The following is a 21,487-nucleotide window of genomic DNA, read 5'->3' on the forward strand; positions in this document are numbered from 1 at the left end:
TAACATCATCATGAGCCAGCGAAAGGAATGACCCTATGGCGAAGCGCAAGCTCGGGAAGCTGGCCGCCGTCTGGCTTCTTCTCGCGTCGGTCGCGGCAGGCTGTCTCCCGAACGCGGGCGGATCGGCGGGCGACAGCGCGAATGCGGCGGCGACGGGCGGAGAAACGGGCCGGGCGGTCCGCATTTTCAACTTCAAAGTCGAAATGGCGGAGCAGCTGAGCGAGCTTGCGAAGCGCTATGAAACGGAAACCGGCGTGGCCGTCGAGGTGGATACGTGCGGCGGCGGCTGCGATTACAGCGCGGGGCTGAAGACGAGATTCAACTCGGGCGACAAGCCGGATATTTTTTTCGTGGCGGGTTATTCGGATCTCGAGCTGTGGCAGGAATATTTGGAGGATTTGTCCGATCGGCCCTGGGCCGACGATATCGTCGAGCTTGCGAAGCCGGCGATCGTCAAGGACGGCAAGGTGTACGGCATGCCGCTCGCGCTGGAGGGCTGGGGCTTTATTTACAACAAGGAATTGTTCCGCAAGGCCGGCATTCCGGACGTTCCGAAAACGCTGACGCAGCTGCGCGAAGCGGCCGAAAAGCTCGAAGCGGCGGGCATTCAACCGTTCGAGAACGGCTATGCCGAGTGGTGGATCATCGGCAACCATCTGCTGAATGTCGCGTTTGCCCAGCAGCCGGATCCGTCGGCCTTCATCGACGCCGTGAAGAGCGGGGAGGAAACGCTGGTCGGCAATCCGACGCTTGCGGAATGGATCGATCTGGTCGATTTGACGGTCCGGTACGGACAGGACAACGCGCTGCAAACCGATTACAACACCCAGGTGACGAACTTCGCGGCGGGCCGCGCGGCGATGATGCAGCAGGGCGTATGGACGCAGCTGCAGCTCGACAAGCTCAACCCGAACCTCGACATCGGATTTCTGCCGATGCCGATCAACGACGACGCCGAGGCGATGGACAAGCTGCAGATCGGCGTTGCGAACTACTGGGTCGTGCTTCGCTCCTCCCGGGTCAAGAAAGAGGCGAAAGCCTTCCTCGATTGGCTGGCCTCCTCGGAGGCCGGGAGGCGGTTTATGGAGGACGCCAAGCTGATCCCGGCGATCGAGGGCGTGCCGGTCGCCGAAGAGCGGCTCGGTCCGCTGGCGGCCGACCTGCTGAAGGCGCTGCGGGAGGGACGGACGCTTCCGTGGATGTGGCAGCGTTATCCCGGGTACGAAGCGGACACGTCGCGGATGGCGGCTCAAATTCAGGCGTATATCGGAGGCAGCATCGACAGGGAGCGCCTGGTCCGGGAGTTTCAGAGCATTTGGGACGATTGGAAAGGCGCTTGACCCGCCGGGGTGCGAGACAGGCCATTAGAGCCGAATCTCCGAAAGGGCTTCGCCGGATTGGGCAAAATCCAAGTCCCGACTCCCGCGTAGTCCTGCCTGTCCGTTAGGAAGCCTTCGCTGGCCGCCGATTACGCAAGGACGCCACGGATAACCACAGCGCTCCGATCAGAACGAGCTCGAACAGGTTGGCGACCGCCGAGCTTCGGACGGGAAGCCGAATGGCGCTGCCGGCCCCCATCACAATCGTGCCCCAGAACAGCGCGGACGTGACGCGGCGCTTCCATAATACCGCTCCGGCCGCAAGCAGCGGAATCATGACGAGAACGACCATGAACGGAATTTCCGGAGACGTTCCGGCCGAAGCGTAGCGCAAAGCGCCGTACTCGTATACCGGTTTAAGCTTGACGGACCAGGTTACGGTCGCCACCTCCAGCACGATCAGGGCCGCGGCAAACAACCAGGCCGCCCCATCGCGGCCGGCTTGCGCGCCCAGGGGCTCCCCGCCCGGCGCATCAAATCCAGCGAGACCACCGCAAGCAGCGGGGTGACGAAGGCGTGCAGCCAATAGCGCGTCCGATTCAGCCGCTCCAGCCAGTCGCCCTCCCCGATCCATCTCCCGGCTCCGAGCACGCCGTTGTCCCATAGGAGCGCCGCCGTAACGAGCAGCAGCAAATACCGGAAGCCGCGGGCGGAATCCTTTGCCCAGACCGTCATTCCGTACGCGAACAACGCTGCGTACAAAATCGCAAACAGCAAATAAAGTGCCGAGTCCAAATGCCTCGCCTCCAATGATCCGCGGGGGTGATTTTTTCCCTTTATCCGAATTGTTCCCGTTGGAAGCGGCGCCCAACCCGAGCCGAATTCGATGAAAAATCGTTAATATTTAAAAATTTCCTTTTTGTTGGCTGTATAATATCGAACAGTGCAGTCGAATTGGACTACTTTCCGCAAAAAGGAGATGAAGGCCATCAAGCGGTTCGTCGGAATGACCCTGATGACCCTCGCATTGCTGCTGACGGCGGGCGCGGGGGCTGCGTTTGCGAATACGGGCAAAGAATCATACATAACGGATAAAATCGAACTGAACCGGGAGCTGTGGCTGTCGGGCGGGGTGACTTACGCGCCGGTCAAGGAGCTCGCGGAACGCATGGGCTGGCAGCTTGCCTACGACGGGGACGCGGGCACGATTACCGTCGGCAACGCGCTGGGCGACAAGCTTACGGTACGGACCGGAACGTCGGTCGTCACGTTTAACGGCAAAACCTACGATATCGCCGAAACGGTCAAAGTAAGGGAAGGAAGCGCTTACGTTTCGCTGCGCACGCTGGCCGACGCCATGCACGCCAGCGTGGAGTGGCAGGGAGAAGGCAAAGGATCGGTCGTTCAGGGGATCGACCGATATACCGTCCAGGCCGGCGACACCCTTGCGGAGATCGCAGAAGCTTACGGAACGACGGCGGGAGCGCTCAAAGCCCGCAACGGGCTGCCGGGCGACGCGCTTGCGGCCGGCCGGCAGCTTAAAGTGGTCGTGCCGGAGTTTTTGGACCCCGAATTGGCGGACGCCGCGCTGCTCGCCAAGCTGGTCGAGGTCGAAGCCGGATACGAATCCTATCAGGGCAAGCTCGCCGTCGCCAATGTCGTCCTCAACCGCGTCAACAGCGGCAGGTTCCCCGACACGGTGAAAGCCGTCATCTACGCCAAGGGCCAGTTCCCTCCGGCGGGGAAAGGGATGCTGAAGACCGAGACGGCATCCGCGGAGAGCGTCCGCGCGGCCAAGGCGGCTCTTGCCGGCGAGAACAACGTGCCCGGCGCGCTCTATTTTTTCAATCCGCAGTTGGAGCCCGAGCGGGCGAAGACGGCCGACGCGGTCAAGACGATCGGCAACCACATGTTCGTCAAATAAAGGAATGCGGCCCTCTGCCTTGCGGCGGAGGGCCTTTTGCGTCCGGCAGCGGGCGCGCGGATGCTCGCGGGGCGTTTGTTTGCGCGGCCGGAGCTGCGTTACCCGGCGGAAGCCCGCCCGACGAATGGGGGGCGGCCGCGCGCTTCTGATTTTTCAGCGCGCAATAGCCGAAAGCGATGTAGCAGGCTCCCCATGCGACGGAGCCGAGGTCGGAGATCCCGGGAATGAAATAGATGAACGGAAAAACCATAAACAAGAGGAGACTCCATAACGGATAAGCGCGCGCCCGAATCATGACGATGCCGAAGACGAGCTGGCCGGCTAAACTCAGAATGGAGTTCGCGTTGAGCAAGGGGGCGATATAAGCGTGATCCGGCTCGGTCATCCCCAGCATATTCGACCATACGAGCGCCACCGTTAACGCGCCGCCCGCAGATATGACAAGCGTAGACAAAAACCCGACGATCCCGACATTCGGCGCGGCATTCAAATAAATGCCGAGGATGCCGATTCCCATCAGCAAGCTGGCGACAAAGCCGAACGTCAGCTCCTGCATGCTGTTGCTTCCCCAAATGTAGGCGCTTGGCGCCATGCCGATCCGGGCGACTCCGCCCAAAATCGCGATCACCGCCAAGCCGTTTATTGCCTGCCTCATTTCCAAATCGATTTCCTCCGTATCCTTAGTTTGGCTTTCAAGACGGAGCGGCGTTTGCCCCTTCACATCGTAAGCGAGGGCGTTCCGCTCGGGTAGTGACGCGCAGTCACGTTTTTTGTCATTTAAGTCATCGAGTGGAAGGAGATCGGCGCCGACTTGCAGATCAACGTAATCTCCCGCGGGGAATACACCGAGCGGAGCCAATCGGGCGCAGGAAGAGGCGATCCTGCGTTCATTCCGCCGGCAGCGCGGCGTTGATCGAGTTTTATCCGACCGAGGAGAGGCGGCCCAAGCGGTTTGTTGTTGCCCCGATCGTACCGGCTTGGCCGATTTTTTTCGCTACGCACTGGATTAAACGCGAACATTCTGGCAAAATAGGAACAACGGATTGACACTCAACAAGTTCTATTATAGAATCGAATTCAATTCATACTATTCCGATGTAGTTTTCAAAAACCGTCCTGGCGAGAGTGAGCAAGCGTACATCTAGGGGGTCGACAGAGGAACATCGCTCCGGGTAGGTTTTTTTGCGTTGCAGAGGGGAAGCCGGCATTTCAGCAATCATCACAACTAGGAGGCAACTAAGAAAGTTATGAAAACACAAAAAGCGCTATCGAAACTTGCAGTACTGATCGCGGCGATCGTCATGCTTGCAGCATGCTCGAGCAACGGGGGAAACTCGGGGACGAGCAGTCCGGAGCAAAGCGCGGGAACCGGCGGTGCGACCGCAACGGCGTCCGGATCCCCGGCGGCCGAAGAATTGAATTGGCCCACCGAAAACATTGAGATGATCGTTCCGTTCAACGCGGGCGGAGTTTCGGATATTTTGGCGCGCTCCTTCGCCGAAGCGGCTACGGGCATTATCGATAAACCGATCACGATCAAAAACGTCGGCGGCGGCTCGGGCACGGTCGGCAACTACGAGCTGGTCAAGGCGAAGCCGGACGGCTACACCTGGCTGTGGGCGGCGACCGGCCACATTTCCTCGGCGCTTCACATAACGCCGGCCCAATATACGATGGACGATTTCACGATCGTCAACAAAGTCGGCGACATGGTCGTCACCGTTGTCGTTCCGAAGGATTCCCCGTTCCAAACGCTTGAAGATCTGGTCAATTACGCCAAGGAAAACCCGGGCAAGCTGACGGTCGGCAACCCCGGCGAAGCTACGGTCGTCGCGATGCTGGCGAACATGCTCGAGGATTCGACGGGCACCGAGATCCAGCACGTTCCGTTCCAGGGAAGCGGCACGCTCCTTCCGGCGGTCATGGGCAACCACGTCATGGCGGCGTTCATGAACGTTCCCGAAGTGCGCGGCCAAGTGGAATCCGGCGATCTTCGCGCGCTGGCCGTCCTGAGCGAAAACCGGGTCGACCTGATGCCGGACGTTCCGACGGCCGCCGAACAAGGCGTCGAAGGCGTCGCCGGCGGAGCCGCCCACTTTATCATTATTCCGAACAACGTGCCGGAAGAGGTCGTTGCAAGAATCGACGAGCTGACCAAGGAAGTATACGAGTCGGACAAGTTCAAGGAATTGATGGAGCAGGCGGGCTATCAGCTGGGCTACAAAAACAGCGCCGATGCGCGTGCGGAAGTCGAAGAATGGTATGAAAAGACCGGCGAAATTTATCGAAAGCTTGGACAGATCCAATGATGAGCAAAACGGTCTACAGGGCGCGGGTCATTACCGCGCTCCTGTTCTTGCTGTTGGGGCTGGTTACCCTTTGGCAATCGCAGGACCTGAAATTCGGTTCGCTCAAAAGCATCGGCCCGGGATTTTTCCCGGTCGTTTTCGGCGGGTTGACGGCTGGGCTGAGCGTCCTCATGCTGGCAGGTCTGCTTAAGGCCCGCAAGCAAGGGGACGCCTCTCCGGAAAAAACGAACGAAGAAGCGGACGAGCCCGTCCGTCTTCGGGGAGCCCTGTCGTTCATCGGCATTTTCGTTCTTTTTCTCGTCGTTTCGCATTTTGTCGGGTTCGTAGCGGCGACCTTCGCATCCTTGGGGGTTGCAGCCTACTTATTGGGGCTCAAAGGCTGGCGGCTTGCGGCGTTGACGGTCGCGACGACGGCCGCCGTCTGGCTCATTTTCGATTTGTGGTTGGGGATTGCCTTGCCGCCCGGCATCTGGCTGTAAAACTGGAATTGAAGATGTTGGGGGAGTGCATCCGTGACCGGAATGGAAGATATCTTGGCGGGCATATCGTCCGCGTTCTCGTTAACCAACTTGTTGATCTGCCTGGTCGGCGTCGCTCTCGGCACGCTGGTCGGCGTACTGCCCGGACTGGGGCCCGTCGGGGCGATTTCGCTTCTGCTGCCGCTCACCTTCTCCATGGAGCCGACTGCCGCCCTGATTCTAGTCGCCGGCATCTATTTCGGCGGCATGTACGGAGGTTCGACGACGTCGATCCTCGTCAACGTGCCCGGGGAAGCGGCATCGGTCGTGACGACGCTGGACGGGTATAAAATGACGCAAAAAGGACGAGCGGGCGCGGCGCTTTCCATCGCGGCGATCGGTTCGTTCGTGGCGGGAACGATCGGCATGATTTTGCTGTCGCTGCTGGCGCCGCCGCTTGCCCGGATGGCGTTGCAGTTCGGCCCGCCCGAGTATTTCGCGATCGTTCTCGTCGGCCTGCTGGTGCTGTCGAGACTGACGGACACTTCGCTCGTCAGAAGCTATCTTTTGATCGCGTTCGGGGTCGTGCTTTCCCTGATCGGGATCGACCAGATGAGCGGTTCGCTGCGGCTGGTGTTCGATTCGCCGTATCTGATCGACGGGCTCGATTTCGTTCCGATCATTATGGGGCTTTACGGCATGTCGGAAGTGCTGGGATCGATGGAGCAGGCGTACGTGAAGCCGGTCAAAGCCGATCTTTCGCTCCGGAAGCTGCTGCCCACCAAGACGGAAATGCGCCGCAGCTCGGGGCCGATCGTCCGCGGCGGCTTGCTCGGCTTTTTGATGGGGCTCATCCCCGGGCCCGCCAACATTCTCAGCACCTATGCGTCGTACGGGATGGAGAAGAAGCTTTCGAAGCACCCGGAGGAGTTCGGAAATGGAGCGATCGAAGGCGTCGCGGGGCCGGAATCCGCCAACAACGGGGCAAGCACCGGCGCGCTGGTGCCGCTGCTGTCGCTAGGCGTTCCGTTCTCGCCGCTGCCGGCGATTTTGCTCAGCGCGTTCATGATTCAAGGTATTACGCCGGGACCGCTCATGATGCAGGAGCATTCGACGCTATTTTGGGCGCTCATCGCGAGCATGTACATCGGAAACGTAATGCTGCTGATTCTGAATCTGCCGATGGTCGGGTTGTTTGCGAAAGTATCCAACCTTCCTCCGAAAGTATTGATGCCGATCGTCATGATTTTCTGCATTATCGGCGCTTACTCCGTAAGAAGCAGCATGTTCGACGTTATCGTGCTGATGATTTTCGGCATTCTCGGCTATTTGCTGCGGAAAGCGAAGATGGAGCCTTCGCCGCTCGTGCTTGGCGTTCTCCTCGGCCCGACGCTGGAAAATTCGCTCAGCCAATCGGCGCTGATCTTCCAAGGGGATTTGTGGCAACTGTTTGCCCGTCCGATTTCCGGGACCCTGTTGGTCATCGGGCTGATCGTGACGATCTGGCCGGTCGTCGGTCGTCTGTTCAAAGCTGTTCGGTCCCGGCGAATCAAAGCTTGATCATACGAAAAGGGATGAGGCATCTATGGAGATCACTCGCGAACGTTACGATGTCGTGATCATCGGAAGCGGCGGCGCCGGGCTCCGCGCAGCGCTCGCTGCGGCGGAGCAAGGGGCTCGCCCTGTCATATTGACGAAAGGCGAGCCGCAGCGGTCGGGAGGTACTCTCTCGGCCCATTATTCATTTTGCGCGGTTTTGCCGACTGCGAAGCCGGGCGACAGTCCGGAGCTGTTCGCGGAGGATATCATCCGTTCGGGCGAAGGCATTTCGGATCCGCGGCTGGTCAAGGTGTTGGCGGAGCGGGCGGGCGAGGCGGTCGCTTTCGCCCAGCGGCTGGGCGTAATCTTCGATCCGGCGGAACCCGGCAGCAGCGAGCCTCACCTGGGCTGGCTGGCAGGCCATACGCACGCCCGGGCGGTACATGTCGGAAACGCCGTCGGGCGCGAGGTGGTCCGGGTGCTGCTGAAGGCGGTCAGAAAAGCCGGCATCCCCATCCATTCGTTTACCTATGCGACGGATTTGATCGTGGACGGCGGCCATCTCCGGGGCGTGGCCGCGTATCATTTGCCCAGCGGAGAGCTTCGGATGTACGAAGCTCCGGCAGCCATCGTGGCGACCGGCGGCGGCAGCCAAATTTACGAACTGAATACGAATCCGCTCGAGGCGACCGGAGACGGGTACGGACTCGCGCTTCGCGCCGGCATCGAATTGGCGGACATGGAATTCGTTCAGCATTACCCGACTGTCATGGTGTCCCCGCCCGGCGCAAGAGGCCTCATGTTCAATTCCGGCATTTTGATTCCCAAAGGCGCCCGGCTGCTGAATCGCGACGGCGAGGATTTCTGGGATCGGCACGGGGCGGGCCCTCTGAAGGAAGCGACGCGCGACGTGATGTCCCGCGTCATGTCCCAGGAGATTGCCGCGGGAAAAGCGACGGATGCGGGCGGCTTGTACATCAGCACCCGGGGGATGGATCCGGACGAGTTTCCGCAGATGCAGCAGAAGCTGCTGGAGGATTTGGGGGTGGCCCCGGACGCCGTGGACCGGGAAGTCGCGCCCGGAGCGCACTATTTCATGGGCGGCTTGCGGATGGAGCCGGACGCGGCGACCAGCCTGCCCGGCGTATTCGCAGCAGGGGAATGTTCGGGCGGGATTCACGGCGCAAACCGGCTGGCCGGAAACGCGTTGTCGGAAAATCAGGTGTTCGGCGCCATCGCCGGCCGGAACGCGGCCGCGTTCGCGCTGCGGCATCCGCTTCCGGCCGCGGCGCCCGGGAATTTTCCGGCGCTTGCGGAGGCGCTGGAGCCCGTCCGGCGGATATTAAGCCGCCGGGGCGCCGGGGCGGGCGCGGCGGAGAAGCCGCAGGAGGGATGGGCCGAGGTCCAGTCGCTCATGCAGCGCTTCGTCGGCGCGACCCGGACCGCCGAAGGCCTGGAGACGGCGAACCGGCGCTTGGCCGCGCTGCGGGAAGAGCTGCCGGAGCGCCTGGGCTTGCGGGATTCGTCGTTGGTTTACAATAGAGATGCCGGCAAAGCGCTGGATTTGCGGAATATGGTCGAGACCGGCTGGAGCGTGGCAGCTGCCGCCCTGGAACGACGGGAAAGCCGCGGGGCGCATGTGCGCCTTGATGCTCCGGATCCGGACGAAGAATGGACGTGCAGTCTCGCGCTCCGTTTGGACGGCAGGACGGCTCGATTTCGCAAGCTTTGGCATAAAGAGGTGAAGCGCCCATGACCAGGGGAACGATCGTGAATTGCGAGGTTGCGCGCAAGGCTTCCGCCGAGGGAGAGACGACTTTCGCGGCCTATGAAGTTCCTTATCGGGAAGGAATGACCGTTCTGGATCTGATGCGCCATATCGCGGACGAGTTGGACGGAACGTTCGCTTTCTACGACCATTCCTGCAAACGGGGATTTTGCGGGAGCTGTCTGGTTAAAGTCAACGGCAAAAACAGCCTTTCCTGCAGGGTGCTCGTTCCGGACGGTCCGCTGCGGCTAGAACCCGCGCTCAAAACCGCAAAAGACTTTTGGCCGGCCGATTCGCAACTATGAAAACCAAAGGAGCAATGCACAATGACGACGATATCCGCTTTTTTCCGGGAGCAAGCCGCATCGCTCGGGTCTCGGCTTATCGAGATGCGCAGGGAACTGCATATGCATCCCGAGCTTTCGAACGAGGAGCATGATACGACGGCGCGGATCCGTTCATGGTTGACGGAAGCGGGCATTCGCATGCTGGATTTGAAGCTGCCGACCGGCGTGCTGGCCGAGATAAAGGGAACTCATCCCGGACCGACGATCATGCTTCGCGCCGACATCGACGCCCTGCCGGTTAACGAGGAGACGGGCTTGCCGTTCGCTTCGACCGTCCCCGGGAAAATGCATGCGTGCGGCCATGATTTCCATACGGCATCGATGATCGGAGCGGCGAAGCTGCTGCAGGAGCATGCCGGCGAGCTTCATGGGACGGTACGCATCCTGTTCCAGCCGGCGGAGGAACTGGCTGTCGGCGCCCGCGCGGTCATCGAGGCGGGAGCGCTCGAAGGCGTTGCCGCGGTGTTCGGCATGCACAACAAGCCGGAGCTTCCCGTCGGGACGGTCGGCATCCGGACGGGGCCCTTGATGGCGTCGGTCGATCGCTTCGAAATCGAGGTGTTCGGCAAAGGAGGGCATGCCGGGATGCCCGACACGACGATCGATCCGGTCGTCGTCAGCAGCGCGATCGTGGGCGCGCTGCAGACGCTGGTAAGCCGGAACGCCAGCCCGCAGCATGCGGCGGTCGTCAGCGTGTGCAAGCTGCAAGCCGGATCGACCTGGAACGTGATCCCGGATACGGGCGTTCTGGAAGGAACGGTGAGAACGTTCCAGCGGGAAGCGAGAGAAAAAATTCCCGGGCAAATGAAACGGGTCGTCGAAAGCGTCGCCGCCGGATACGGGGCCGAGGCTCGCTTGAAGTGGACTTCGATGCTGCCCGCGGTGAACAACGACGCGAGAATGGCGGAAATCATGCATTCGGCCGCCGCTGCCCAAGGGCTGCAAATCGTCGAAGCCGCCCCTTCCATGGGCGGAGAGGATTTCGCCCTGTATCAGGAGCGTCTGCCGGGCTGCTTCATCTGGATGGGAACCGGCGGGACGGAGCAGTGGCATCATCCGAAGTTCACGCTGAACGAAGACGCGCTTTCGATCAGCGCTGCCTTGTTCGCCGAAGCGGCCGTACAGGCGCTTAAATCGGTCGGATGAGCGCGGATTCCCTCACGCGCCGTCTCGCGGAACGGATCGTCCGTTCCGATCCGTTGCGCGACGAACGGGCGGCGGAAGCCGCCCGCGCCGCCGTACTGGACTGGCTGGCGTCGGCGCTGGCCGCCCGAGACGACGCGGGCGCGGACAAGATCGCGTCGGCGCTTGGAGTCGGCGCGGATCGGAAGGTCGCCGGCGCCGCATCCGTGCTCGGCAGGAGGTATCGCCTTGCCGCGCCCGATGCTGCGCTCGTGAACGGCTACCTCAGCCACGCGCTCGATTACGACGACGTTCATGAGAGCGTGCGGGGCCACCCGAGCGCCGTCCTCATGCCCGCGCTGCTGGCGGAAGCGGAAGAGCGCCGCGCGACCGGCGCCGCGTTTCTGTCGGCGTACATCGTCGGGGTAGAGACGATGTGCCGGCTCGGCATGGCGCTCGGTTCCCGGCATTACGAGGCCGGCTGGCACAGCACGGCCACGCTTGGAGCGCTTGGAGCGGCTGCCGCCTGCGCGCGCCTTGCCGGGCTGGACGTCGAGTCGACGAGCCGCGCGCTCGGTTTGGCCGGCACGCAGGCCGGCGGCCTCCGGGTTCATTTCGGCAGCGACGTCAAGCCGCTTCATGCAGGCTTCGCCGCCCGTTCCGGCATGCTGGCCGCGCGACTGGCCGCCGCGGGAGTCGCGGGAGCGGCGGAACCGCTGGACGGCCCGCTCGGTTTTCTTTCGGTTTTCAGCGGGGGAACGGCAACTCCCGGCAGGGCCGTCCGGGACTGGGGACAGCCGTGGCAAATCGTCGAACCGGGCATGTGGTTCAAGCTGTATCCCTGCTGCTCCGCGGCGCACCATGCCGCGGATGCGGCGCTGGCCATCCGGGCGGCCCGCAGGCCGGCGCCGGCGGACATCGAGAGCGTGACCGTCAGCTTTCCGCCCGGCGGAGACGCCGCTCTCGTCATCCGGGAGCCGAAGACGGGAGTGGAGGGGCGGTTCAGCGTCGAATACGTCGTCGCGGCCGCGCTGACGGACGGGGACCTTGGCGTCGAGACGTTTTCGGACAAGCCGATTCGCCCCGATCTTGCGGAGCTGGCGGCCAAGGTGGAGCGCCGTTGCGACCGCGAGCTCGTCCCCGCGCCGAACGCGATGCCGAAAGGGCGATTCACGGTCGTGAGCGTTGCGCTAACCGACGGAACGACATGGACGGAGCGGGTCGATTGCCCGCGCGGAGCGCCGGGACGCCCGCTTTCGGCGGCGGAGCGAACGGCCAAATACGAGGACGCCGTGCGCGGCCTTCCCGACGCTTGGAGAGAATTGCCGGGCCGGGTGGCCCGGTTCGAGCAGCTTGCAGATTTATCTGCGTTGATTCCCGACATCTAGCCGTTCGTTCGAGCGCATCCGATTGCCGAAGCCGGCCTGACGGGAATGCGTCGCCCAGAACGTGGTTCGAGAGTCGACCGTCATATGCGATGCGATGAACCCGGCGCGCTCCGGGAGCTGAGCGCGGTTCGGAAAAGGCGGGGGGTCGCTCGAACGCCGACCTGGGCATATGGACGGGAACGGGGAATTTGATTGAAAGTCGTACAATGAGAATCGCGAAGCGGCAGATAATGGGTTTCTGTTCGCGATTCAGAAAGAATAAGCTTCATGTCGCTGGAAACCTTGTTGCAACGACCCGGGCGGTTGAGCCTATGTTGGATTTTATCCAATCGACGGAGTGAGAAACGAGGAAACCTCGGTCTACAGTGGATTTTATCTAACGAGGACAGGGAATTCCGGACGCAATCTTCGAAAAAGCCTTGCCTGATTGGACAAAATCCAACGGAGCTGGCGAATTTTCGCGAAAAGGCCGCTTTCGATTGGACAAAATCCAACGAAGCCGAGCCCGCCAAATGAAATTGAACCGGCAGAGAGCGGCAAAGCCGTCCTTCTTCGAAAATCGTACAAAATCGCGCTTGAAACCGGCAGAAGCGAGGGTTTTGTATGAAAATTCATACAAAGACATGCGCGAAAGCGGCAGATGCGAGACTTTTGTACGAAAAATCATACAATATCGCGCGCATAGCCGTCAGACGTGGCGACGGCGGAGCGACGGAATCGATAAATTTGTACGAGAAATCGCACAGAATTCATGATTTTGCCGATTACGACGAATTCGATATGGTGGGTCACGGACAAGCGGCGAAAGAAGCCGGTTGCCTCGGGCAGGACGCGATATCTTCGAAGTGCCGCTGGGAATAGGTACACCGTGAAACGTTGGAATATTTGCGATATGACTTCGAGATCGATCAACTAGGAGGAAACCAACATGCCGTCACATGTCATCGATATGATCATGCTTCAAAACAATTTCGGCACCGCGGAAATGCGCCAGGTGTGGTCGGACGAGAGCCGGCTGCAGAAGCATCTGGACGTCGAGGCGGCGCTCGCCCTTGCGGAAGCGGAATTGGGCCTCATCCCCGCCGAAGCGGCGGCGGTCATTGCGGACAAGGCGAAGGTAGAGCTGATGAACATCCAGGAAATCGCGCTGGAAGTGCTGAAGGTCAAGCATTCCCTGATGCCGACGCTGAAGGCGCTGCAAAAGCTGTGCGGTCCCGAGCACGGGGAATGGGTGCACTACGGCGCGACGACGCAGGACATCGTAGACACCGGGATGATGCTGCAACTGAAGGAAGCCCATCGCATCATCGTGCGCGATTTGCGCGCGGTAGCCCGCGAGCTTGCCCGCTTGGCGCGCGAGCACCGGGAAACGCCGATGGCCGGACGCTCCCACGGCATGCAGGGCTTGCCGACGACGTTCGGCTTCAAAGTCGCCGTGCTGCTCGACGAGGTCATCCGCCATCTGGACCGGCTGCGCGAAGCCGAAGCCCGCGTGTTTGCCGGCGTGATGGGCGGCGGCGTCGGGACGTACGCTTCGTTCGGGCCGCAAGGTCCTGAAGTGGAGCGGCTGACGATGGAGCGACTGGGCCTCAAAGCCCCGAACATTAGCTGGCACTCGTCCCGAGACCGTTCGGCCGAATATGCCGGCCTGCTCGGCATGATCAGCGGCACCCTCGGCAAAATGGGCAACGAATTTTACAATTTGATGCGCACGGAGATCGACGAGGTGGAGGAGCCGTTCACTTCCGGGAAAATCGGTTCCTCGACAATGCCGCACAAGCGGAATCCGGCGGCGCTGGAAGGGCTCGCGAGCCTGACCAAGCCGGTCCGCTACAATGCGGCGCTCGTGCAAGAGTCGATGATCGTGGAGCACGAGCGCGACGCGATGTCGTGGCGCGGAGAATGGATCGCGCTGCCGGAAAGCTGCATCTATCTCGCGTCGCAGCTCGCCTCCGCGAAGGCGATTCTGGCGGGACTCGTCGTGAAGCCGGAAAATATGCTGCGGAACTTGAATATGCTCGGCGGGCTGCTGCTGTCCGAGCGCGTCATGTTCGCCCTTGCGAAGCCGATGGGCAAACAGACGGCTCACGAAGTCGTGTACGAGCTGTGCATGAAGAGCGTCGAAGAAAATATCCCGTTCCGCGAGGTGCTGATGGAAGACGCCCGGGTCCGGGAGTCGGTCAGCCGGGAGGAACTGGAACGGCTGATGGATCCGTCCACCTATTTGGGCTCAGCTCCGCAAACGGTGGACCGGGTGCTGGCGGCTGCCGAAGCGACGGGCTGGCTGAAGGAGGACGACCAAGGATGAGCGAGAACCGGAACATTGCATGGGGAGAGCTTGAAGCGGCGCCGGGCGAGTATGCGGCCGGCATGGTGAAGGTGGCGGAGCTGTCTCACGGCGGCTCGGTGCAAATGCCCGTCATGATCGTGAACGGGACGAAGCCGGGGCCTCGCCTGTGGCTCAACGGGGCCATTCACGGGGACGAGCTGAACGGCCCGATGGCGATTCGCGGCCTGCTCCCGCGCCTGGATCCGCAGAAGCTGGCGGGGGCGATCATCGCCACTCCGATCTCCAACCCGCTGGCTTTTCACGCGCGCCAAAAAAATACGCCCCAGGACGGGCTGGACATGGACATGCAGTTTCCCGGAGACGCGAAAGGGACGCTTTCCCAGCGGCTTGCCCACCTTTTGTTCGAACAAATCCGGCGGCTCGCGACGCATCTGATCGATTTTCATACGCTCGGCACACCTTATGACGCGCTTCCCTACACCGTGTTCAAGCGGTTGCCGGCGGCCGAGTCGGACGTTTGCGACCAGGCGGAACGAATGGCCAGGGTTTTCGGCGGAACCGCGCACTGCCGGGTCGATCTCGGGGGGAATCTGAACGAGCTGCCGGGCAACGTGGCCGGATTCCTGGACGTTCAGTGCCTGAAGCACGGCATTCCCGCCTTTATGACGGAGATCGGCTCCGGCGGCCACATTCAACCGGACATGGTCGCTTTCGGGGAAAGAGGCATTATGGCGGTTCTGCACGATTTGGGCATGTGGCCGGAGAAGCCGGACGCGCTTGAGACGGCCTCTGCCGCAAAACCGCTTACGCTGACGAGACGGCGGTTTCTTTATGCGGATCATGGCGGCATCGTGACCGACAGCGCCCCGAGCGGGTCGATCGTGAAGCAAGGGGAACTGATTTGCCGCATCGTCGATATGTTCGGCACCGTGCAGGCAGTTCGCGCCGAACAGGATACGTACATTATCGCTTCCCGGAAAAACCCGCCGGTCGACACCGGCGACCGGGTGGCGTTCGTAGGCATCGAATGGCAGGAGGACGGAGGACAACATGGCTAACTTTCGCATGGCAACTTTGGAAGACGGACCCGCTTTGCTGGATTTGACGCTGCGCGCCTATGCGCCGATCCGCGAGCTTGGCATCAACTTCGCCGCCGCTACGGCGGATTTGGCTCTGGTGGAGAAAAACATCCGGGAGCACATGTGCTTCGTGATGGAAGAGGACGGGAAAATCGTCTCCACGATATCGGCGAGAATGCCGTGGGGACCGAACCCGGGGCCGTTCGGCGTGCCGCATCTGTGGTGGTTTGCCAGCGATCCGGAAGCGGGACGGAAAGGAATCGGCCGGGAAATGATCACGTGGTGCGAGGAGACGATGGTCCGGGATACGCTGAAATCCCCGGCCGTCTCGCTCGGCACGGCCGACCGTCATCCGTGGCTGATCGAAATGTACAAGCGGCGCAATTACGAAATCCAGGGCACCAAGGATTTGGGCAAAGGGCACATTACGATTTTCATGAAAAAAATACTCATTCCGGACATGCCGGCGCAAGGAGGACACTGAAATGGATCGCTTCTCGCTCGACGGCGCTCCGGTATTCGAAGCGCTGCGCAACCCGGTCATCGATCAGATGACGCGCCACTCGTCGGTTCGCAGCTTCGATTCAGGCCGCGAGCTTCCCGAAGGGGTCGTCGAAATGATGATGGCTTCGGCCCAAAGCGCGCCCACGTCCTCCAACTTCCAATCGTGGAGCGTCGTCGTCATCCGCGACCCGGAGCGGAAAAAGCAAATGCAGGAGCTGTGCGACAATCAGGGGTTTATCGGCGAGGCGCCGCTGTTCCTTGCCTTTTGCGCGGATACGTACCGGCATCGTCAGGTAACCGCCAAGCAAGGCTATCGCTTCGGCTCCGATTATTTGGAGCTGCTGCTCGTCTCCGTGATCGACAGCGCCCTGGCCGCGCAGAACGCCGCGCTGGCTGCGGAAAGCATGGGGCTCGGCTGCTGCATGGTCGGCGCGATCCGCAATCGGGCGCGCGAGGTGGCCGAACTGCTGGAGCTTCCGCACGGCGTGTTCGCGACGGCCGGACTGGCCGTAGGCTATCCTTCCCGTCCGAGCGGCGTGAAGCCGCGCCTTCCGCAATCGGTCGTCGTACACCGGGAAAAGTATTCGGCCGAATCGATGGAGGAAGGCATCGCGGCTTACGACGAACGAATGGCGAAAACCGATATTTACAAGGGGCGGCGGGTTCGCATTCCCGGCGTCACGCCCGAGCCCGAACAGGATACCGGGCATTACGGTTGGGCTGAGCACACCGCCCGGCGGATGGCGCGCGGCAACGAATTCCGCCGCGGCCTGGCTCCTTTTTTGAAAGAACACGGCTTTGTGCTTGAATAAGCGGCATGATCGGCACAACTAGAGACGAGCGAAGGAAGGAGCCAGTTCAATGACCCCTGCGTTGGGAAGAGATCTGTTGTTTCAACTTCTGCAAGATTACGAAGTGGCCCACGTATTCGGCAATCCCGGAACGAGCGAACTGCCCTTCATCGACGGGTTTCCGAATTACGCGGATATCGAATATGTCACCGCGCTGCATGAGGCGAACGCGGTCGGAATGGCGATGGGCTACGCCAGGCAATCGGGCAAGCCCGGGGTCGTCATTCTTCATGTCGCGCCGGGCCTGGCGAACGGCATGGGCAATATTTACAATGCGTATCGGGCCGGCATCCCCCTAGTCGTGATCGTCGGGCAGCACCATACCCGCATGCTGATCGAGGAGCCGATTCTGGCGGGAGATCATGTCGGGCAAGTCCGCAGCATGACCAAGTGGGCGCACGAGGTGCGGCATGCGGAGGAGCTGCCGACCGCGCTGCATCGCGCGTTCAAGGTGGCGATGACGCCGCCGCACGGCCCGGTCTTTCTTTCGATCCCGTACGATATTTCGCTGGCGCCGGCCGCGGTCGAGCGCCTGAGCCCTCCGACGAAGGTGGCCTCCGGCTTCTGCGCGGAGCGATCGGCTCTGGAGGAGATCGCGAAGGAGCTTTTGGACGCGAAGCGTCCCCTGATCGTGGCGGGAGACGGCGTCGGAGACGCAGATGCCCATCTCGAAGTGCAGCGGCTGGCCGAACAACTCGGCATCGGCATCATGTCCGAAGGCATGCCGACGAGGCAGAATGCGGATAACCGGCATTCCCACTTTGTCGGAACGCTGCCGATGAACGCAAGGCAAATCCGGCAAACGTTGGGCGAGTACGACCTTCTTTTCTACGTCGGCGTAGGCGCCCAGGCGCCCGTCGCGCTGTACGATAACGGCGGAAGCCTGGTACAACCCGGCACGAAGGTCGTTTACTTGCACGACGATCCGTGGGAGATCGGCAAAAACGTGACCGGAGGAACGGGTGCCTGGGGCGAGATCAAGGCGAGTCTTGCCGCGTTAATCGGCATCGCCAGCGAATTGTCGGCTCCCCTTCGGGAGGAGATCCGGCGCAGAGGCGAAGAGGTCGCTTCCAAAGCGCAGGCTCGGCGGACGTCGTTAGAGGCGGCGCTGCTGGCGGACCGCGAAAAAGGGGCGATCTCCGCCAAAATCGTCGCCGCGGAGCTGGCGAAGCTTCTGCCGCGGGACGGCAAGTTCACGCTGGTCAACGAAGCGGTATCCAACGCGATGCCGTTCGTCGAGTACGTTCATCTCTGGGATCCGAAGCAGTATACGGCGGGCAAGGGGGGCGGTCTGGGCCACGGCTCCGCGCAAGCCGTCGGCACGGCGATTGCCGATCGCGACCGAACCGTCGTCAGCCTGCTCGGGGACGGGACGTTTTTATATTATCCGCAAATTTTATACAGCGCGGTGAAATCGAAGGCCCGCGTTTTGTTTCTCGTCGTGAACAACCGCGCTTACCACGTTTTGAAAACGGGTCGAAAAGCGATCGGAGCGCCGCTTGGCGATCACTACCTGGACTGCCTGGATCTTGACGGACCCGCGGATTTGCTCCCGATGGCGGAAGGATTCGGAGTGCCGGCCGAGCGCGTAACCGCGATCGAAGCGCTGCCGGACGCCCTGCAAAGAGGCTTGAACGCCCAGGGACCCTACTTCCTGGATATCGCGGTAACAACCTGAGGAGGAGGCTGCGGCCATGGACGCGAACTTGTACATTAACGGAGAATGGGTCGAGACGGAAAAACGGATCGACGTGGAAAATCCGGCGACGCTCGAAACGGTCGGATCGATCGCTTATGCGGGGAAAGCGGAAGCGCTGCGCGCGGTCGAAGCCGCGGAGGCGGCGCTGCCCGCCTGGCGAAGCCGGACGGCGGCCGAACGGGCGGCGCTGCTCATGCGCTGGCATCGGCTGATCGACGAGCATAAAGAAGAAATCGGCCGCATCATGACGCTGGAGCAAGGCAAACCGCTGCCGGAAGCGATCGGCGAGGTGAATTACGCGAACAGCTTCCTGTCCTGGTTTGCGGAGGAGGCGAAGCGGGTTTACGGACAGACGGTGCCGGCATCCGCGCCGAACAAGCGCCTTCTCGTGTTGAAGCAGCCCGTGGGGGTCGTAGCCGCCATCACGCCGTGGAACTTTCCGGCCGCGATGATTACGCGCAAGGTGGGCCCGGCCATCGCGGCCGGCTGCACCGTCGTCGTGAAGCCTTCGGAGTTTACGCCGCTCACCGCCTACAAGCTCGTCGAGCTCGCCCATGAAGCGGGGATTCCGGCGGGAGTGATCAATGTCGTCACGGGGAACGACAAGGAAATCGGGGAAGCCTGGATGTCCGACGAGCGCGTGCGCAAGGTGTCCTTCACCGGCTCGACTCGCGTCGGCAAGCTGCTCATGCGCCAGGCCGCGGATACGGTGAAAAATATTTCCCTCGAACTCGGGGGCCATGCTCCGTTTATCGTGACGCAAAGCGCGAACCTCGATTTGGCCGTCAGAGAGCTGATGGCCCCCAAGTTCCGCAACGCCGGTCAAACGTGCATGTGCCCGAACCGCGTATACGTGCATGAATCGATTCGGGATGAGTTCGTACGGCGGCTGACGGACGAAGTGCGGAAATTGAAGGTCGGGAACGGGCTTGAGGAGGGCGTTGCCGTCGGCCCGCTCATTAACAAGGCCGCGGTCGAAAAGGTAGACGCCCATCTAGTGGACGCTCTTGTCAAAGGGGCCAAGCTGGAGACGCCCGCAGCGGATCCTGCGGCAATCGGCAAAGGCTACTTCGTTCAGCCCGCGGTCCTGACGAACGTAACCGACGATATGCTCTGCATGCAAGAAGAAACGTTCGGGCCGGTCGCTCCGGTTGCGACTTACCGCACGACGGAGGAAGTTGTGCGGCGCGCGAACGCTTCGCGCTACGGCCTTGCGGCGTACGTCTTCACCCAGGACCTTCAAGAGGCTTTCGCGATTTCGGAAGGGCTGGAATACGGGATCGTCGGCTTGAACGACGGCTTGCCCGCAACGGCCCAGGCGCCGTTCGGCGGCATGAAGGAGAGCGGAATCGGCCGGGAAGGCGGGCATTGGGGCATCGAGGAATTCATCGAAGTGAAATACGTTTCGTTAAGTTTGGGTTAACGGCTAAAGGCATGGCGAAACCGCGAATGCCGCTTCCTTGCTCGCTTTGCGAGGGGAGCGGCATTCGCGGTTTTTTTGGGGTCCGTTATTTTTTAAACGCCACGCCCTGTTCGGCCAGCCGCTCATGCAGCCGCGGAATGGAGATGTCCGCTACGGGAACGTCCGCTTCGATCGCAAGCGAGGCGGCGATGCCGGCGGCCTGGCCGAGAGCGAAGCAGGTCGCCTGCACGCGCATCGAGGACATGGCGACATGGGTGGCGGAAATGCTGCGCCCGGCGACGATCAAGCCTTCGACGCTGACCGGCAGCATGCAGCGGTACGGAATGTCGTAGCCGTCCAGCTTGCGTTCGTCCGTATTCGCGCCGCCGGTCGGGTTGTGGATGTCGATCTCGTAGTTGGTTTGGGCGACGACGTCCTCGAACCGCCTGCCGCTCGTCAAATCGTCCTCCGTCAGCGTATAACGGCCTTCGATCTGGTTCGTCTCCCGCACGCCGACCTGACCGGGCACGTGGGAGAGGATATAATTTCCATGCTCGTGGCGCTGCAGGTAGTTGGCGACGGAGAACACTTGCCGCAGCGCTTCTTTTTCCGCATAATTGACGTCTTCGATCTTCGCGCCGTTCCCCTTGACCCGCGTCATATTGACGAGCAGCGTGCCGTTGCCCATTCGGCTCCAGTACAGGTGGCGGCCTTGCGGCAAATCGGATACCGATTCATAGCGGTAACAATCCTCCGGCAAATACTGGCGCACCGGCTTGCCCGTATCCTGCATCATGAACATCAGCGTCATCGGCTGGGTCAACCCGTCTTCGTCGCGCCCCGAGCGGATCGGCACGCCGGCGTCCGATGCCACCCTCGCGTCCCCGGTACAGTCGATGAAGACGCGGCCTTCGAACGCCCGCAGCCCTTCCCGCGTATTGGCGATTACGCCCGCGACCCGGTTCCCGTTCATGACGGAGGCGACGAAGCTCGTGTGGTAATAGACGTACACGCCTTCTTTTTCGAGCTTTTGATTCAAGTAATGGCGCAGCTCGAAAGGCGAATACTGCGGCCAGATCGACTCGTGATGCGAATCCGGCAGCGCGTCGGGAAGAAATTCCGAAATGATCTCGCGGTAAATCCCCGTTACGTTGCCGACTCCCATGAATATGCTTACATTTCCGAGCGTGCCCATCCCGCCGAGCTGGCCGGAATGCTCCAGCAAAATCGTTTTCCGGCCGGAGCGCGCCGCGCTGATCGCCGCCGCCGTGCCCGCCGGTCCTCCCCCGATCACGACGACGTCGGCTGAATCGTGGATCGGAACGGTTCGCTCCATCGTGACTTCCCGATTGGACATGTCTCAGGTCTCCCTTCGGTTTTTGCATCGTTCTCTTATTCGCCTCCATTGTAGGAAAAATGAAACCTCATTTATAGTTTCATTTTTGTTACAATTAAGGCGATTAACTTTCAGGAAGGAGCGAAGCGCCG

General features: G+C 61.5%; 19 protein-coding genes. 15 read left to right on the top strand and 4 right to left on the bottom strand.

The annotated features are described in order from the left end of the window. Window positions 1-35: 35 nt before the first annotated feature. The gene (locus tag JW799_RS10145) at window positions 36-1,340 is read left to right on the top strand and encodes an ABC transporter substrate-binding protein (protein ID WP_205429630.1); all 1,305 of its coding nucleotides are present in this window, start codon (window positions 36-38) and stop codon (window positions 1,338-1,340) included. A 103-nt stretch (window positions 1,341-1,443) separates the two neighbouring features. Here JW799_RS10145 and JW799_RS28540 read toward each other — a convergent pair whose 3' ends face one another. Both JW799_RS28540 and JW799_RS28545 read right to left on the bottom strand, forming a co-directional pair. Next, window positions 1,444-1,797: a hypothetical protein gene (locus JW799_RS28540; RefSeq protein WP_240353223.1), complete on the bottom strand. Its 354-nt coding sequence runs from the start codon at window positions 1,795-1,797 to the stop codon at window positions 1,444-1,446. Beyond that, window positions 1,779-2,114, bottom strand: coding sequence for a hypothetical protein (locus JW799_RS28545; RefSeq protein ID WP_240353224.1), 336 nt, complete (start codon window positions 2,112-2,114; stop codon window positions 1,779-1,781). The genes JW799_RS28540 and JW799_RS28545 overlap by 19 nt, the downstream gene beginning before the upstream one ends. A gap of 211 nt (window positions 2,115-2,325) precedes the next feature. Here JW799_RS28545 and JW799_RS10155 point away from each other — a divergent pair, with 211 nt between their 5' ends. After that, window positions 2,326-3,243 (top strand): cell wall hydrolase, encoded by a 918-nt coding sequence (locus JW799_RS10155; protein ID WP_205429631.1) that lies wholly within the window; start codon window positions 2,326-2,328, stop codon window positions 3,241-3,243. Here JW799_RS10155 and JW799_RS10160 read toward each other — a convergent pair. Then, entirely contained in the window at window positions 3,236-3,904 is a 669-nt protein-coding gene (locus tag JW799_RS10160; protein ID WP_205429632.1) for a hypothetical protein, read from the bottom strand. The two genes, JW799_RS10155 and JW799_RS10160, sit on opposite strands and share 8 nt — an antisense overlap. A 586-nt stretch (window positions 3,905-4,490) precedes the next feature. On the opposite strand from JW799_RS10160, the gene JW799_RS10165 reads away from it, so the two are divergent. The 13 genes from JW799_RS10165 (at window position 4,491) to JW799_RS10225 (ending at window position 20,020) form a co-directional block, all read left to right on the top strand. Next, window positions 4,491-5,552, top strand: a complete 1,062-nt coding sequence (locus JW799_RS10165; protein WP_080831745.1) for a tripartite tricarboxylate transporter substrate binding protein — start codon at window positions 4,491-4,493, stop codon at window positions 5,550-5,552. Further along, window positions 5,549-6,031, top strand: a complete 483-nt coding sequence (locus JW799_RS10170; RefSeq protein ID WP_080831744.1) for a tripartite tricarboxylate transporter TctB family protein — start codon at window positions 5,549-5,551, stop codon at window positions 6,029-6,031. Before JW799_RS10165 ends, JW799_RS10170 begins: the two co-directional genes overlap by 4 nt. Window positions 6,032-6,073: 42 nt before the next feature. Next, the gene (locus tag JW799_RS10175; protein ID WP_080831786.1) at window positions 6,074-7,570 is read left to right on the top strand and encodes a tripartite tricarboxylate transporter permease; all 1,497 of its coding nucleotides are present in this window, start codon (window positions 6,074-6,076) and stop codon (window positions 7,568-7,570) included. Between the two features lie 25 nt (window positions 7,571-7,595). Then, window positions 7,596-9,305 (top strand): L-aspartate oxidase, encoded by a 1,710-nt coding sequence (locus tag JW799_RS10180; protein WP_205429634.1) that lies wholly within the window; start codon window positions 7,596-7,598, stop codon window positions 9,303-9,305. Next, entirely contained in the window at window positions 9,302-9,622 is a 321-nt protein-coding gene (locus tag JW799_RS10185) for a 2Fe-2S iron-sulfur cluster-binding protein (RefSeq protein WP_080831742.1), read from the top strand. Before JW799_RS10180 ends, JW799_RS10185 begins: the two co-directional genes overlap by 4 nt. Before the next feature lie 21 nt (window positions 9,623-9,643). Next, a complete protein-coding gene (locus JW799_RS10190) occupies window positions 9,644-10,810 on the top strand; it encodes an amidohydrolase (RefSeq protein ID WP_205429636.1) in 1,167 nt (388 codons plus the stop codon). Next, window positions 10,807-12,174 carry an MmgE/PrpD family protein gene (locus tag JW799_RS10195; RefSeq protein ID WP_080831740.1) on the top strand — a complete coding sequence of 456 codons (1,368 nt, stop codon included), beginning with the start codon at window positions 10,807-10,809 and terminating at the stop codon, window positions 12,172-12,174. The genes JW799_RS10190 and JW799_RS10195 overlap by 4 nt, the downstream gene beginning before the upstream one ends. A gap of 928 nt (window positions 12,175-13,102) precedes the next feature. Beyond that, on the top strand, window positions 13,103-14,482 hold the full coding sequence (gene purB, locus JW799_RS10200; RefSeq protein ID WP_080831737.1) for an adenylosuccinate lyase: 1,380 nt from the start codon (window positions 13,103-13,105) through the stop codon (window positions 14,480-14,482). Next, window positions 14,479-15,522, top strand: a complete 1,044-nt coding sequence (locus tag JW799_RS10205; RefSeq protein WP_080831736.1) for a M14 family metallopeptidase — start codon at window positions 14,479-14,481, stop codon at window positions 15,520-15,522. Before purB ends, JW799_RS10205 begins: the two co-directional genes overlap by 4 nt. Further along, window positions 15,515-16,027: a GNAT family N-acetyltransferase gene (locus JW799_RS10210; RefSeq protein WP_080831735.1), complete on the top strand. Its 513-nt coding sequence runs from the start codon at window positions 15,515-15,517 to the stop codon at window positions 16,025-16,027. The genes JW799_RS10205 and JW799_RS10210 overlap by 8 nt, the downstream gene beginning before the upstream one ends. 1 nt (window position 16,028) lies before the next feature. Continuing rightward, window positions 16,029-16,859 (top strand): NADPH-dependent oxidoreductase, encoded by an 831-nt coding sequence (locus JW799_RS10215; protein ID WP_080831734.1) that lies wholly within the window; start codon window positions 16,029-16,031, stop codon window positions 16,857-16,859. Window positions 16,860-16,908: 49 nt separating this feature from the next. After that, window positions 16,909-18,576: a thiamine pyrophosphate-binding protein gene (locus JW799_RS10220; RefSeq protein ID WP_080831733.1), complete on the top strand. Its 1,668-nt coding sequence runs from the start codon at window positions 16,909-16,911 to the stop codon at window positions 18,574-18,576. Between the two features lie 16 nt (window positions 18,577-18,592). Then, the gene (locus tag JW799_RS10225) at window positions 18,593-20,020 is read left to right on the top strand and encodes an NAD-dependent succinate-semialdehyde dehydrogenase (protein ID WP_205429638.1); all 1,428 of its coding nucleotides are present in this window, start codon (window positions 18,593-18,595) and stop codon (window positions 20,018-20,020) included. Between the two features lie 85 nt (window positions 20,021-20,105). On the opposite strand, the gene JW799_RS10230 is transcribed toward JW799_RS10225, so the two are convergent. Continuing rightward, complete coding sequence (locus tag JW799_RS10230; protein ID WP_240353225.1) at window positions 20,106-21,356, bottom strand: FAD-dependent oxidoreductase; 1,251 nt, start codon at window positions 21,354-21,356, stop codon at window positions 20,106-20,108. Between the last annotated feature and the right edge of the window lie 131 nt (window positions 21,357-21,487).

It is taken from the genome of Cohnella algarum, assembly GCF_016937515.1.
GTDB lineage: Bacteria > Bacillota > Bacilli > Paenibacillales > Paenibacillaceae > Cohnella > Cohnella algarum.